This is a genomic window from Paraburkholderia piptadeniae, assembly GCF_900007165.1.
GTDB lineage: Bacteria > Pseudomonadota > Gammaproteobacteria > Burkholderiales > Burkholderiaceae > Paraburkholderia > Paraburkholderia piptadeniae.
Genome location: NZ_CYGY02000074.1, coordinates 68548 through 83395 on the forward strand (window position 1 = coordinate 68548; position 14848 = coordinate 83395).

General features: G+C 64.5%; 14 protein-coding genes. 5 read left to right on the top strand and 9 right to left on the bottom strand.

Annotation, left to right across the window (positions count from 1 at the left end; all coding sequences use genetic code 11):
* Positions 1–91 precede the first annotated feature (91 nt).
* The 4 genes from waaF to BN2476_RS35065 all read left to right on the top strand — a co-directional run bounded on the left by waaF (position 92) and on the right by BN2476_RS35065 (position 3720).
* Positions 92–1117 carry a lipopolysaccharide heptosyltransferase II gene (gene waaF, locus BN2476_RS35050; RefSeq protein WP_087738782.1) on the top strand — a complete coding sequence of 342 codons (1026 nt, stop codon included), beginning with the start codon at positions 92–94 and terminating at the stop codon, positions 1115–1117.
* A gap of 397 nt (positions 1118–1514) precedes the next feature.
* The gene (locus BN2476_RS35055) at positions 1515–1961 is read left to right on the top strand and encodes a nuclear transport factor 2 family protein (RefSeq protein WP_087738783.1); all 447 of its coding nucleotides are present in this window, start codon (positions 1515–1517) and stop codon (positions 1959–1961) included.
* A 66-nt stretch (positions 1962–2027) separates the two neighbouring features.
* Complete coding sequence (locus tag BN2476_RS35060) at positions 2028–3113, top strand: hydrolase (protein ID WP_087738784.1); 1086 nt, start codon at positions 2028–2030, stop codon at positions 3111–3113.
* Complete coding sequence (locus BN2476_RS35065; RefSeq protein ID WP_087738785.1) at positions 3106–3720, top strand: DUF2946 family protein; 615 nt, start codon at positions 3106–3108, stop codon at positions 3718–3720. Before BN2476_RS35060 ends, BN2476_RS35065 begins: the two co-directional genes overlap by 8 nt.
* On the opposite strand, the gene BN2476_RS35070 is transcribed toward BN2476_RS35065, so the two are convergent.
* Complete coding sequence (locus BN2476_RS35070; RefSeq protein ID WP_087738786.1) at positions 3717–5405, bottom strand: M48 family metalloprotease; 1689 nt, start codon at positions 5403–5405, stop codon at positions 3717–3719. The two genes, BN2476_RS35065 and BN2476_RS35070, sit on opposite strands and share 4 nt — an antisense overlap.
* Before the next feature lie 231 nt (positions 5406–5636).
* On the opposite strand from BN2476_RS35070, the gene moaC reads away from it, so the two are divergent.
* Complete coding sequence (gene moaC, locus BN2476_RS35075; RefSeq protein ID WP_087738787.1) at positions 5637–6113, top strand: cyclic pyranopterin monophosphate synthase MoaC; 477 nt, start codon at positions 5637–5639, stop codon at positions 6111–6113.
* Positions 6114–6163: 50 nt separating this feature from the next.
* Here moaC and BN2476_RS35080 read toward each other — a convergent pair whose 3' ends face one another.
* The 8 genes from BN2476_RS35080 to recA all read right to left on the bottom strand — a co-directional run bounded on the left by BN2476_RS35080 (position 6164) and on the right by recA (position 14793).
* Entirely contained in the window at positions 6164–7957 is a 1794-nt protein-coding gene (locus BN2476_RS35080; RefSeq protein WP_087738788.1) for a PglL family O-oligosaccharyltransferase, read from the bottom strand.
* A 166-nt stretch (positions 7958–8123) separates the two neighbouring features.
* Entirely contained in the window at positions 8124–8741 is a 618-nt protein-coding gene (locus BN2476_RS35085; RefSeq protein ID WP_087738789.1) for a pilin, read from the bottom strand.
* 138 nt (positions 8742–8879) lie between these two features.
* Positions 8880–9602, bottom strand: a complete 723-nt coding sequence (locus BN2476_RS35090) for a TerC family protein (protein WP_087738790.1) — start codon at positions 9600–9602, stop codon at positions 8880–8882.
* Positions 9603–9761: 159 nt separating this feature from the next.
* Entirely contained in the window at positions 9762–10643 is an 882-nt protein-coding gene (gene sucD, locus BN2476_RS35095) for a succinate--CoA ligase subunit alpha (protein ID WP_087738791.1), read from the bottom strand.
* A gap of 112 nt (positions 10644–10755) precedes the next feature.
* The gene (gene sucC / locus BN2476_RS35100) at positions 10756–11925 is read right to left on the bottom strand and encodes an ADP-forming succinate--CoA ligase subunit beta (RefSeq protein ID WP_087738792.1); all 1170 of its coding nucleotides are present in this window, start codon (positions 11923–11925) and stop codon (positions 10756–10758) included.
* 55 nt (positions 11926–11980) lie between these two features.
* Positions 11981–12730, bottom strand: coding sequence for a DUF2889 domain-containing protein (locus BN2476_RS35105; protein WP_087738793.1), 750 nt, complete (start codon positions 12728–12730; stop codon positions 11981–11983).
* A 172-nt stretch (positions 12731–12902) separates the two neighbouring features.
* The gene (gene recX / locus BN2476_RS35110) at positions 12903–13706 is read right to left on the bottom strand and encodes a recombination regulator RecX (protein WP_087738794.1); all 804 of its coding nucleotides are present in this window, start codon (positions 13704–13706) and stop codon (positions 12903–12905) included.
* A 7-nt stretch (positions 13707–13713) separates the two neighbouring features.
* Positions 13714–14793, bottom strand: coding sequence for a recombinase RecA (gene recA / locus BN2476_RS35115; protein WP_087738795.1), 1080 nt, complete (start codon positions 14791–14793; stop codon positions 13714–13716).
* Positions 14794–14848 lie beyond the last annotated feature (55 nt).

Sequence of the window (14848 nt, forward strand, 5' to 3'; positions counted from 1 at the left end):
GCCTGGGCCGCAGTCCAATGTTCCTGACAACCCCGGCCCCGCGCGCTTCAGGCGCGCGGCGCTTTATTTTCGACATCGGAAACTCCCCCTGATGCGTCGCGCGTTGGTTATCGCACCGAACTGGATCGGTGACGCATTGATGGCGCAGCCTCTGCTTGCGCGCCTCGTGAAATTGCATCCGCGTATCGCGATCGACGCGGTCGCGCCCAGCTGGGTCGCCCCCATCCTCGAACGGATGCCTGAAATCCGCGATGTCTACGCGACCGATCTCGCGCACGGCAAGCTGCAGATGCTGCGCCGCTGGCAACTGGCAAGCGACCTGCGCGACGTCGGCTATGACGCCGCCTATGTGCTGCCGAATTCGCTGAAGTCCGCGCTGATTCCGTGGATGGCGGGCATTCCGCTGCGCATCGGCTATACGGGCGAAAGCCGCTACGGTCTGCTGAATGTGCGGCACGGAAACCCGCGCAAGGACGAGCGTCCGCCCATGGTCGGCCATTACGCCGCGCTCGCCTACGCGCCCGGCGCGAAAGTGCCCGACGATCTGACGCAGCCCCGTCTCGACGCCGACCTGAACGAAGCGGCGCGCGTCTCGACCCGCTTCAACCTGGACACGCGCGTGCCGCTGCTGGTCTTCTGCCCCGGCGCCGAGTACGGCCCCGCGAAGCGCTGGCCACCCGAGCATTTCGCAGCGCTCGCGCAGATGGTCGGCCAGTCGTTCCCGTACACGAAGATCGTCGCGCTCGGCTCGCCGAAAGACGCGCCCATCGCCCAGGCGATCGCCGACCGCGCGCCGAACGTGCGCAACCTGTGCGGCCAGACGGCGCTCGGCGAAGCGAGCGCGCTGATCTCGCGGGCAAGCGCCGTCGTGACCAATGACTCCGGGCTGATGCACGTCACAGCGGCGCTGCGCCGTCCGCTCGTCGCCGTGTACGGATCGACCGATCCGCGCCACACGCCGCCCTTGTCGGACCTCGCAAAGGTACAATGGCTGCATCTCGAGTGCAGTCCGTGCTTCCAGCGGGAATGCCCGCTGGGTCATCTGAACTGCCTGCGGCAACTGAGCGCCGAGCAGGTATTCAACGATCTGCGCGGCATGCTGCTCGCGCAACGCTGAGCGTTCGGGCCGCGCCGCCTGTCGAAAGTTGCCTGTTGCGCGCTCGCTGGAACGCGTCGCGGGCAGGTCGGCGGCCATCGGTCATGTGTCGTGCGCGAAGCGCGCCGCGTCCGCTCGATGCGTCATGCTCGCGTCTTGCAGCGCGGGCATGCTGGCGGATGGCCTTGCAGGCGCCTGGGGAAAGGCCCGGAACATCGGCTGAAAACAGGCCGGAGAGTTGACCTGGAATTGACCTCGGATCGACCTGAAATCGGCCCGGAGCTGTTCTGGAAAAGGCGTGGAGACAGCCTGTGCATCCGTGCCACGAGCCAGCCCGCGCGAACTTTGCCGCGGGCGGCGCGAAAAGCCGACCACTGACCCGCAACCGCGCGCCTAGCGCGCAAGAGACTGACGAGCCATGCCACGTTTTGCCCACATCTTCGAAGCCGCTGCGGACACGTTGAACGCCTACTACCAGGCGGTCGCGGAGGTCAATATCGACAGCTTGATGGGCCTGTGGATCGACGAGGAGTTCGTGAGTTGCATCTGCGCCGATGGCTCGCATCTGCACGGCCTCGACGCGATCCGCGCTGGCCTCACGCTTCAGCTCGAAGCGCAGCCCGTGTCGATCGAACCGCTCGACATCCGCGTCTACGACAGCCTGGGCACGGTCGTCTATGCGATTGCCGAAGCGCATCGTCCGGCTGACCCGGCGGCCGTTCCGTCGATGATCTTCACGACCTATGTGATGGTTCACGAGCGCGGCGAGTGGAAGATCGCGCATATCCACGCGAGTGCGATGCCGAACGAAACGGCCACGCAGTTTGCTGCCAAAATGAGACATGGTCAGGGCGCGCTGCACTGAAGCGCTCCGCGAGACCTGCTTTGTCGAAGCCTCGCCTTGAGGCTTCACTTGAATACCGGTGTTGGCATGAGCACGACCCACGACAAGAAAGCTTCTTCCAGACCGGCCCTCGGTGCAGCGGCGGCGGCCGTAGAGGCTGCGGTGGGAATTCCCGTCGAGGCGACTGTCGACCTGCTCTACCGCGCCCCGCTCTGGCTGCCCAACAGCCATATCCAGACGATCGTCCCCGCCCTGTTCGGCCGCCCTCCCGTGGTCTCGTACCGGCGCGAGCGCTGGAACACGCCCGACGGCGATTTCATCGATCTCGACTGGCTCGCGCCCGATCCACTCACCGGTTATCGCGCGCGTCCTGACGCGCCGCTTTTCGTGCTATTTCATGGACTCGAAGGCAGTTCGGACTCGCATTACGCGCGCACGCTGATGGCGGCCGCCTACGCGCGGGGCTGGCATGGTGTCGTGCCGCACTTTCGCAGTTGCAGCGGTTCGATGAACCTGTTGCCGCGGTTCTATCATCTCGCCGACAGCAATGAAGTCGACTGGGTGCTGCGCCGTCTGCGCGAGAGGCACACGGGGCCGATCGTGGCGGCGGGCGTGTCGCTCGGCGGCAACGTGCTGTTGCGCTGGCTCGGCGAGCGCCGCGAGGACGCGTCGATCATCGCGGCGGCGGCAGCGATCTCCGCGCCGCTCGATGTGCACGCCGGGGGCCACGCGCTGTCGCAAGGCTTAGGCATGATCTACACGCGCAGCTTCCTGAAGACGCTCAAGCAGAAGGCGCAGCAAAAACTCGCGCAGTATCCGGGCCTGTTCGATCTCGACGATGTGCTCGCGAGCCGCACGATGTATGAGTTCGACGACGTCGTGACGGCGCCCTTGCACGGCTTCCGCAATGCCGACGACTACTGGACCCGCGCGACCACCCGCCCGCTGCTGCCGGAGATCACCGTGCCGACGCTCGTGCTGAATGCGCGCAACGACCCTTTCCTGCCAGGCGCCGTGCTGCCGTCGCGCGGCGAGGTATCATCGGCGGTGCAACTCGATCAACCGGAGCACGGCGGACACGTCGGCTTCATGACGGGCCCTTTCCCCGGCCGTATCGACTGGCTTTCGCGCCGCGTCTTCGGCTATTTCGATCCGTTCACGCATCATGGATGACATCGTCAGGCAGGCACTCGCCAAATGGCCGAACGTGCCGCATTGCACCGGCTGGCTGCTATTCGACAGGCGCGGCAACTGGCGCATGCGCGACGAAGCGGCGCAAGCGGCTGGCGCACTCGGCGAGCCGATCCGCCACACCGCGCTGCTCGGCTTCATCAACCGCAACTACGAAGCCGACGACGAGGGCCAATGGTTCTTCCAGAACGGGCCGCAGCGCGTGTACGTCGAACTCGTCTACACGCCGTTCGTCGTGCGGCTCGCCACCGACGACGCGACTGGCAAGCTCACGCTGACCGATCAGGCGGGCGCAGCGTTCGAACCCGCCGCCGCGTATCTCGACGACGAAGGCGGCATTCTCTTCACGGACAAATCATCGCCCGCACGCATCGCGGTCCTGCACGATCACGACCTCGACCTGTTCTCCGAGCACGCGGAACTCGCCGGCGACGGCCGCAGCGGCCAGTTCCTCTGGCGCGACGACCTTGTGTTGACGCTGGAGCCGGTGCGCAAGGCTGAAGTCGAGAAGCGCTTCGGATTCGTCGGAAGTCCCGCTGCACGCGCCGCGGCAGAGGCAGCCTCCGATTCGGACAAGTCCGCACGCTAGCTGCTGTTCTTTTCGTCTTCGCGCTCTTCCTTGTAGCGCGCCTCCAGTTCATGCAGACGCGCGTCGATGGTCGACAGGTCGTAGTAGCCGACCGACTTGATGTCGCGCGCCTCCTTTAGTTGCCGGATGGCCGACGGCCACGCCCCTTCCAGCGCGAACTTCTCCGCGAGCGCGCGATGCTGCGTCAGCGCATCGCCCGTGCCGACGCTCGCCTGCGCGAGATAGCGCCACCAGACAGGCTGCTGCGGATCGGAGCGCGTCTCGCGCAGCGCCTGCGCTTGCGCCTCGCTGAAACGGCGCGCGGTCAGGAGCGTCTGCAGATGCATCTCGATGGCCGCGTGCGATTGCGGCCAGCGCTTTTGCGCGAGTTCCGCGAGACGCACGGCTTCGTCGTTGCGGCCGGCGCGCCGCGCGATATCGACGGCAAGCACATCGAGGCTCGGCGAACTGCGCGTCGCGTCGCCCTCCGCGCGCTCAGCCGACTCGAACGCTGCGCGCGCATTGGCGAGCGATGCGGCTGCATCGTCGTAGCGTTCGAGCAGCGTCTGCGCGTAGGCGATGCCGTACCAGTTGCCCGCCACGTTGATCGCGGTGCGGTCCTCGATCTCCGAGCGCATGCGCGAAATGTCGTCCGCGTACTCGCTGCGCGAGCGGTCCTGCAGCACGCGCGCCCGCGCGCGCACGAACGCGTATTCCGACGATTGGCGCGGCTGCCGGTACGGCGAGCGGCGCGCGCGGTCGGACATGTCGGCGATACGCTCGCCCGTCAGCGGGTGCGTGCGCGCGTAGGCGGGCGCGCCTGCGTCGCTCATCGCCGCGCGATCGAGCCGCTCGAAAAACGCGACCATCCCGTATGGATCGTAGCCCGCACCCGCAAGCAACTGAAAGCCGACGCGGTCCGCTTCGTGCTCGGCCGCGCGCGAGAAGCGCAACTGGTTGTCGACGGCGTAGGCCTGGCCGCCGACGGCGATCGCGCTGCCCAGATCGCCGCTATGCGCGAGCACGCCCGCCAGCACGCCGAGCAGCATCCCCGCCAGCGCCGCGTAGCCGCTGTGCTCGCCCGCCGTGATCATGCGCGCGATATGCCGCTGCAACACGTGGCCCATCTCGTGACCGAGCACCGATGCGAGTTCCGATTCCGTCTGCGTCGAGACGATCAGGCCAGTGTTCACGCCGATAAAGCCGCCCGGCAGCGAAAACGCGTTGACCTGCGCATCGCGCATCGCGAACAGATCGAAGTCCGGACGATAGCCGCCGACGTATTGCGCGACCGCGGCGGCGGCGAGCTTCCCGGCGATCGAGTTCAGATAGTCGCGCACCAGCCAGTCGTCGAGATAGTCGGGATCGGCGCGGATTTCGCGCATCACGCGCTCGCCGAGCTTGCGCTCGGCCTGAGGCGTGAGCGTTCCGCCCGAGCCGTCGCCGAGGTCCGGCAGCTGTTGCGTCGACATCGGCGCGCGCAGGCTCGCATTGCCGCCGGAGTTGCCCGAGAGGCGCGCCTGCGCGCCGCCATACATGCCGAACACGCCTTGCGCGATGTCGTGCGGCACGGGGGCATCGCCATACGCGTCGAGCGGCCCGGTGACGAGCGGCAGCTCCGAGGTATTCGACGGCTGCGCGATGATCGCGGGCGGAACGGCGAGCGTGACGGACAACAACGCAGCGATAAACCGTTTCAGACGCATTGCGGACGATGGGCGAAATCGAAAGCGGCGTAAGGAGCCGGAAGGAACGGGCCTGTTGCGATTGTACCGACTGCAGCGAATGTGCAGACCAGCTGAAACGCCTGGGCGGCGGCTCGCGCGCGATCAGGCGCTTTCACGCGATCCAGGCTATCGTGAACTGATGGCGATTCGCGCCCGAGTGCGCGGCGGCATCCTGCGCTGCTATGATAGGCGCCCTCTGAAGGAGCCAACATGCCCGAACTCACTCATTTCGACGCAGCCGGCCAGGCGCATATGGTGGACGTCGGCGGCAAAGCGGAAACGAAACGCATCGCCGTCGCGCGTGGATCGATCCGCATGCTGCCAGCGACGTTCGAGCTGATCCGCAGGGGCGAAGCGAAGAAAGGCGATGTGATCGGCATCGCGCGCATTGCCGCGATCCAGGGCGCCAAGCGCACCGCCGATCTGATTCCGCTCTGCCATCCGCTCGCGCTTACGCGCGTGGCCGTCGATTTCGAACTCGACGAGACGGTGCCCGCCGTGCATTGCCGCGTGCAGGTCGAGACGCTGGGGCGCACGGGCGTCGAGATGGAGGCGCTGACAGCCGTGCAGGTCGGCCTTCTCACTGTCTACGACATGTGCAAGGCGGTGGATCGCGGAATGACGATCACCGATGTGAAGGTGCTAGAAAAGCACGGCGGGAAGTCGGGGGATTGGGTGGCGCAGTGACGGCGCGCTGAGCGCGCCGCTCACGTTTCTACGACATCGGAACGGGCGACTCAACTTTCGTCGTCGCTATCTTCCTCGTCATTGTCATTGATGCCCTTCGGCGGCGTTCCATACTTCTTCATCAGTTCCGCCTTGAACGCCCCGAGCGTCTTCTGCTGATCGCACAGATCGTACAGATACGCGAGCTGTGAAGGCCAGTCGTGCAGTTCTTCCGCGAAGATCTTCAGACGGTCGACGGTATCGAACGCGCCGTTCGTATCGCCGGCGAGCGCCTGCAGTACCGCATAGCGACGCAGCACCGTTTCGCCCGGCAGCAACGCGATCGCCTGACGATGCATCGCGAGCTTGTGCGGCAGATCCTGCGCATTGATCGGCAGAAGCGTCGCCATGCCGTACTCGCCCCATGCGCCGAACAGGAACGACGGGTCCTCGCGATACTGGTCGAACGGACGCGAGCCGTAGTACAACACCTCCGAGCGCGCGTAATCGCGATAGACGGGATACAGCGCAGCCAGCCCGCCGAACACGATCACGACGAACGCGCCGAACGACACGCCGCCCGGAATCAGACGCAGCGGCTTCGTATCGAGCAGGCCGAAGACAAACATCGCGGGCAACAGGAAGAACATGTACTGCTGCGGATATTCGACGAGCGCGTGCATCACGAGCACGCCGATCATCGCGAGGCCGAACACGCGCGCAGCCGTGTGCGGCGCGCGCACGACGCGCACGAACCACGCACCGAGCCCGAGCAGCACGATGCCGAGGCCGATCAGACCCGTCTTTGCGAGCAGATCGATAAATATGTTATGCGAGTTGTTCGCGATCTCCACGCCGCCCAGCGCCTTTGCCAGATCGAACTCGTAGCGCGGAAATTCGCCCCAGCCGACGCCGAGCAACGGGTGCGTGCGAAACATAGTCAGGCCGTATTTCCACAGCGCGAGACGCGGCGCGATCTGGCCTGCGTCCTTCATGCGCTCCGCCGCGGACCGGGCAAGACCGAGGTCGTAATGCAGGTTCGCCCAACGGATCGCCGCATTCACCACGATGAACAACACGGCGAGCACGACGGGCAACAGCCACTCGCGACTGCCGCGTCGTCGGGACACATTGCGCCGCTGCTCTGCGAACGCCATCCAGAAGCCCGCGACGACGATCACGCCCATCTGCAGCCACGGACCGCGTGACACGGTCAACGCAAACCCGCCCGAGTAAATTGCCGACACCAGCAGCCAGATAAAGACGTTGATGCGTCGCGTCTGCACGAGGTACATCGCGCCCACCGTCGCGAACGCGATGCAGGTTGCGAGGTGATTGGCCTGCGCCATGTTGCCGAACGGCCGGCGGTCGGACGTCAGGTTGTACGCGACGACGAGCGGCGTCACCTTCACCTCCAGGTGGAACAGCTGCATCACCTGGCAGAAGACGGCAAACAGCCCGCCGACCACCAGCGCGAATGCAGCCACCGTCACCACAGTCTCCGACAGATTCGCCCGGCTGAACCCATAGCCCGCGTGCACCGCCATGAACGCGGCAAGCAGGAAGCCCGCGCCGAGCCAGTTCATCGACGGCTGCGCGACGGGCAGCACGATCGACTGCGCAATCAGCACGAGCCCGAACGCCAGAGGCACCAGCGCCACCACGGGTGACGCGAACGCCACGCGCGGCCGGGCCGTCGACACCAGAAAGGCGACGCCCGCGCCCAGCAGCAGATACAGCGAAAGCGCCGTGAATTCGGCATAGAACGTCGGGATCGGGTACGTGTGGTTGACGACGGCATACGGCAGGATCAACGCACAGGCCAACAGGAATAAGGACAGGTAACGTGCAAAGGGGTTGGGCATGAGTAAGCGGGGATCTCAGCAACCGGCGCACTATACAAAAAAATCCTTGCGCTGTGCGCCGGCCGGCCGAAATAACCTCGAATCGGGCCACGGCACGAAAGCTTTTGCCGTGACCCTTGACGATGTTCAACAGATTCAGGACGCGCCACTCTTCATCGAGTTCCCGTCAGCTGCGGCACTCCGGCGGCGCGAGATTCGACGCCAACGTCGGAGCGTCGACAGGCATGGGTCCGGCGCCCGGCGCGGGCAGCGACGATGCGGCCTTGCCGCCCGCGAAGCATTCCCACGTAATCGTGCCTTTCTGTACCGCGCCCTTCGCAAGCGCGACGCGCGCAGTCGGCGTGTCGGCGTTATCGGGCGCGGACGGCACGAACACGATCGTATTCGCGCCGTCTTGCGCGACGCGCGCGGTGAACGCGATGGTGATCTGGCCGGTGTCGTCGTCGATGTGGATCGACTGGACATTGCGCGTGGCGGGCGGCGATGCATAACCGCTGCCGAACGCGTTGCCGCTGCCGGCGTTCTCGCCGACCGTCAACTGTGCGACCGCCGCCAGCGACATTCCTTCGCCGACGCGGCTTCGCGCGAGATAGTCCTGATAGGCTGGAATGGCATACGCCGCAATCACGCCGACGATCGCCAGCACGATCATCAGCTCGATCAGCGTGAAGCCCCAGAATCGCCCGATGCGCGCAAGGGCGGCGGACCATGGGGGCATCGAACGGGCGCGCCGCCCGGGGGCATGAAGGGTGGACAACGAAGCAACGGCAACAGTAGCGATCATCGGCAGACTCCTCAAAACGAAAGCGCCTGCCCCGGGAATCAGGACAGGCGCTTCGATCGTAGCGAGCCGCGAATGGCGCCGGCAGTCGGCCGAATGGCTAATGGTGCGCGTGCGAATGCATCGGTAGAGTGAATGGCGTCAATGCATTCCCGGCGGCGTACCGGTGATGCGCGCCGCGTTTCGCCGCTTCAGCGCGTAGCCGGCTATCACGACGAACAGCGCGCAGGCGATGCGCATGCCGTACTCGGCAAGCGGCGTGTCGAGGATCGGCCAGCGGTCGCCGGCCGGGTCGTTGACGATGAGGCTGCCCGCGATCCAGCCGAGCAGCGCGCCGCCGACCGTGACGACGATCGGGTAGCGGTCCAGCAGCTTCAGAACGAGCTGGCTGCCCCACACGATCAGCGGAATGCTGACGAACAGCCCGAACACGACCAGGGCAATGCGGTGATGCGGCTCGGCGGCCTCGGCGGCGCCTGCAATCGCGATCACGTTGTCGAGGCTCATCACGGCATCGGCAATGACGATCGTCTTGATCGCCGTGATCAGCTTGTCGGCGGGTTTGACGTTCGCGTGCGCGTCGGGTGCGGGCGCGAGCAGGCGAACGCCGATCCACAGCAGTAACAGGCCACCCGCGAACTTGAGCAGCGGCACGTCGAGCAGCGCGACGGCGAACGCAATCAGCACCACGCGCAGCAGAATCGCGCCCAGCGTGCCCCACAGCACGCCCTGCGTGCGCTGCGCCGCCGGCAGATTGCGGCAGGCGAGCGCGATCACGACCGCGTTATCGCCACCCAGAAGGATGTCGATGACGATGATCTGGAAAACGGCGCCCCAATGGAGCGTGGCGAGGAACTCGAGCATGGAAAGCAGAATAAAAGGTGGCGAAAGCCGCAGGCAACAAAAAAGCGAGGGAGCAATCGCTCGCTCCCTCGCTTTGAACTGCGTCTTACGAAAGAATTTCGTAAGAATATCAAAAAACGCCGCAACCAGCGGGCGTTTCCGGCGCTATCGCCACACGTCTTACAGGATCGACTTCAGCAGGCGTGCCATTTCCGACGGGTTCTTCGTGACCTTAATGCCGCAGGCGTCCATGATTTCCAGTTTCGCGTCGGCCGTATCCGCACCGCCCGAGATCAGCGCGCCGGCGTGGCCCATGCGCTTGCCCGGAGGCGCCGTGACGCCGGCGATGAAGCCGACCACCGGCTTCTTCATGTTTTCCTTAATCCAGTACGCCGCGTTCGCTTCGTCCGGGCCGCCAATTTCACCGATCATGATCACGGCGTCCGTATCCGGATCGTCGTTGAACATCTTCATCACGTCGATGTGCTTCAGACCGTTGATCGGGTCGCCACCGATACCGACCGCCGACGACTGGCCGAGGCCCAGCGCCGTCAGCTGGCCGACTGCTTCGTACGTCAGCGTGCCCGAACGCGACACGACGCCGATGCGGCCTTTCTTGTGGATGTGGCCCGGCATGATGCCGATCTTCAGTTCGTCCGGCGTGATCGTGCCCGGGCAGTTCGGCCCGAGCAGCAGCGTCTTGCGGCCTTCGCGGCGCATGCGGTCCTTCACTTCGATCATGTCGCGAACGGGGATGCCTTCCGTAATGCAGATCGCGAGATCGAGATCGGCTTCGACGGCTTCCCAGATTGCAGCGGCAGCGCCTGCGGGCGGCACGTAGATGACCGAGACGGTCGCGCCCGTTTCTGCCTTCGCTTCCTTGACGCTCGCGTAGATCGGAATGCCTTCGAAGTCTTCGCCAGCCTTCTTCGGGTTCACGCCCGCGACGAACGCTTCGCGGCCGTTAGCGTATTCACGGCATGCGCGCGTGTGGAACTGACCGGTCTTGCCGGTGATGCCCTGCGTGATGACCTTGGTGTCTTTGTTGATCAGAATCGACATGTATTGACCTCTGTTCGTTTGGCGACATGCGCATTAGCGTCTTGCGGCAAAACTCTCTACCCGCGCCGCTCGCACGCCGCCATTCGTAATCCGGTGATAAGCGCCGGGGCGATCAGGCCTTGCCTGCGGCAGCCGCGACGACCTTCTGCGCAGCTTCTTCCATGCTGTCCGCCGAGATGATCGGCAGGCCGGAGTCAGCCAGCATCTTCTTGCCGAGGTCTTCGTTCGTGCCCTTCATGCGCACGACGAGCGGCACTTGCAGATCGACCGCCTTCGAAGCCGCGATCACGCCTTCCGCGATCACGTCGCAGCGCATGATGCCGCCGAAGATGTTGACGAGAATCGCCGTCAGGTTCGGGTTCTTCAGCATCAGCTTGAAGGCTTCCGTGACCTTCTCCGTCGTCGCGCCGCCGCCGACGTCGAGGAAGTTCGCCGGCTCGCCGCCGAACAGCTTGATCGTGTCCATCGTTGCCATTGCGAGGCCCGCACCGTTCACGAGACAGCCGATGTTGCCGTCGAGCGAGATGTACGCGAGGTCGAACTTCGATGCTTCCACTTCAGCGGGATCTTCTTCGTCCAGATCGCGGTAAGCGACGATTTCCGGATGACGGAACAGAGCGTTCGAGTCGAAGTTGAACTTGGCGTCCAGCGCGATCACCTTGCCTTCGCCCGTCAGGATCAGCGGGTTGATTTCGGCCAGCGATGCGTCCGTTTCCCAGAATGCCTTGTACAGACCTTGCAGGATCGCGCGCGCTTGCGGAATCGATGCGTCGGGCACGCCGATCTTCTTCGCGAGATCGTCGGCTTCGGAATCCTGCAGACCCTTGGCAGGGTCGACAGCGACCTTGTGGATCGCTTCCGGAGTCTTCTCCGCGACTTCTTCGATGTCCATGCCGCCTTCGCTCGAGGCCATCACGACGACCTTCTGCGACACGCGATCGATCACGAGACCGACATACAGTTCCTTCTTGATGTCAGCGCCTTCTTCGATCAGCAGACGATTCACCTTCTGGCCTTCCGGGCCCGTCTGGTGCGTGACCAGCTGCATGCCGAGAATCTGGTTCGCGTATTCGCGAACCTGGTCGAGCGACTTCGCGACCTTCACGCCGCCACCCTTGCCACGGCCACCCGCGTGGATCTGAGCCTTCACGACCCACACCGGGCCGCCCAGCTCTTCAGCGGCCTTGACCGCATCGTCCACCGAGAAGACCGGCTTGCCGCGCGGTACCGCGACTCCGAATTTCCGCAGGATTTCCTTACCCTGGTACTCGTGAATCTTCATGCGTGATTCCCTTCAGTCTGAGAGTTGGATTGAACTTCGCTTCCGCCTGGACCGCTTACTCGGGACGCGCCGTCTTCACGGTCTGTCCGTCGGCTGCGACGTCCGCACGATCCGCTGAACGCGGCGCGTGGCCATACCAGCGCGGATAAAACTGGCGCACCGCCTCGCCGTCGAATCGCAGCGCATGGCAGCGACCCAGCTGGAATGGCGGTTTGTCGTTTGATTGCTCGCTTGCTTGACCGCTCGCGTGCTCGCTCGAAGCGTTGAGTTGTACGTCCCGTCCGTTGCTGCCCAGTGCGTGCTGGCTCGAACCGTCTCCCGATCCGTTTTGCGAACCCGCTTGCTGCCCGTCCCCCGGCTTTCCCCTCGCGGTGTTCCACACGTCGCCGGCGAATGCCTGGATGGCCGCCGTCGGCAGGACTGCGCACAACTCGGTGAGATGCGTGCAGCCAGCCGTGCCCGCCAGCAAGCGGGCGGCATCACGACGAAAGTTGCGGAACAGATTGAGCCCGATGAGGGCGCGATAGGCGGGATTGGAGGCTTCACACAGACCGGGATACGGCACCCAGTCGGACGACGCTTCAGCGTCGACGACATTGAGCTTGCGATCGATCGTGATGCGGAGCCAGAGTTCATGGATCGGCAGGCCGTTCGGCCGGACACCCGACGCAAGCGCCACATCACGTGGCTTTTCGTCGGTGAGGCACGCCTCGATATCCCACAGGTCATCTTCACGCTCGTATGCATCCACTCGGATTGCGCGGCGATGGCGCAATTGTCGGGACACTGGCGGGGAGAGCGGCATGCGAGAAAAAAGGCCGGATTGAAGAACCGTTGAATTTTAGCATACTGGGTATTTGAGACTGGCCGAAGCCCGCAGGGGCTTGTTCCGACGGGAGTTGCGCGGAGTTGCGGCACAGGTCTTAGGCGCGTTTCATCCGGCGCTTCTGTCGTGGAACGCGCCCGACTTACTCGCCTTATTCCGACGCCCAGTCTTCGTCGATACCCTTGAGGATTTTCCCAATGATCGCCTGCGAAAACCCACGCGCGGCAAGGAAGCGCGCCTGCTTCGCCCGCTCATTGGGCGTCTCGGGGAGTTGGCCGAACTTCTTGCGCCATACAGCTTGAGCGCGCGCCAGTTCCGTTTCGCGCAACTGCGCGCTGACTTCTTCGACTAGCGCCTGCCCGACCGAATGGCGCTTGAGTTCGCCGACAATGCGGCCCGCGCCCATGCGTGACGCACGCCGGTTGATCAGGCTTTCCGCGAAACGCGAATCGGATAGCCAGCCTTCGCTTTCGAGCGAATCCAGCAGTTCGTCGATGGATTCGCCCTCCTCCGCGTAGGGCGCGAGCTTGCGTGACAACTCGGCGCGACTGTATTCGCGGCGCGAAAGGTAGCCGAGCGCGCGGCCTTTGAGCGAACGCGCGGGACGTTGTGATGTGCGGCTTGCCGTATCGGCAGATTTGGCTTCGCCAGGCTGGCGACGTGATCGGGTGTAGGGTGTCTCGCCACTGTCGTCGCCCGAGCGGTTGGGAGGAGACGAACGGGACGGACCGAGCCCCGCGGCACGATCGTGGGCATCGAACGACTCGAACGGATCGAAATCTTCCGATGACGAGTCGTGTTTACGCGACGACGAGGCCACAGGCGCAGATGAAACTGAAGATGAGCGTGACGACGATTCGAATGCCTCGTCGTCACGCGGGCCGCCCGCATCGTGTCCTGCGTCCTTGGTGAAGGAAGCAGGACGCGAAGAACCGCGGCGGCCCTTGCGTATCACGCGACGATTATTCTTCTTCGCCCGCGACTTCCGCGTCCGCGGCCACCGCGGTGTCCGTCGGCATTGCGCTCACGCCGAGTGACTCACGGATACGGTTTTCGATCTCGAGCGCGATCTCGGGATTCTCACGCAGGAATTCACGCGCGTTGTCCTTGCCCTGGCCGATACGCTCGCCGTTGTAGCTGTACCAGGCACCGGCCTTGTCGACGATCTTCGCCTGCACGCCGAGATCGATGACTTCGCCCTGACGCGAGATGCCTTCGCCATACAGGATGTCGAAGATCGCTTCGCGGAACGGTGGCGACACCTTGTTCTTCACGACCTTCACGCGCGTTTCATTGCCGATCACTTCGTCGTTCTTCTTGATCGAACCGATACGGCGAATGTCCAGACGTACCGACGCGTAGAACTTCAGCGCGTTGCCGCCCGTCGTGGTTTCCGGATTGCCGAACATCACGCCGATCTTCATGCGGATCTGGTTGATGAAGATGACGAGGCAGTTCGTGCGCTTGATCGTGCCCGTCAGCTTGCGCAACGCCTGCGACATCAGACGCGCCTGCAGGCCAGGCAGCGAATCGCCCATTTCGCCTTCGATTTCAGCCTTCGGCACGAGCGCGGCAACCGAGTCGATCACGATCATGTCGATCGAGCCCGAACGCACCAGTGCGTCCGCGATTTCGAGCGCCTGTTCGCCCGTGTCCGGCTGCGAGACCAGCAGGTCGCTCACGTTCACGCCGAGCTTTTGCGCGTACTGGATGTCGAGCGCGTGTTCCGCGTCGATGAACGCCGCCGTGCCGCCGAGCTTTTGCATTTCGGCGACGACCTGCAGCGTCAGCGTGGTCTTGCCCGACGACTCCGGCCCGTAGATTTCCACCACACGGCCACGCGGCAGACCGCCGACGCCCAGCGCGATGTCGAGGCCCAGCGATCCCGTCGAGACCACCTGGATATCTTCAACTGCCTCGCCTTGGCCGAGCCGCATGACCGACCCCTTGCCGAACTGCTTTTCAATCTGCGCAAGCGCGGCAGCAAGTGCCTTGCTCTTTTCCGCAGTCAGTCCAGCCGAGCCTTTCTTGCTTTCTTCCATGAATCGTCCTTTGCTATGATGAACGGCGTCTGAGGCAGGTGCACCGGCTGATTCG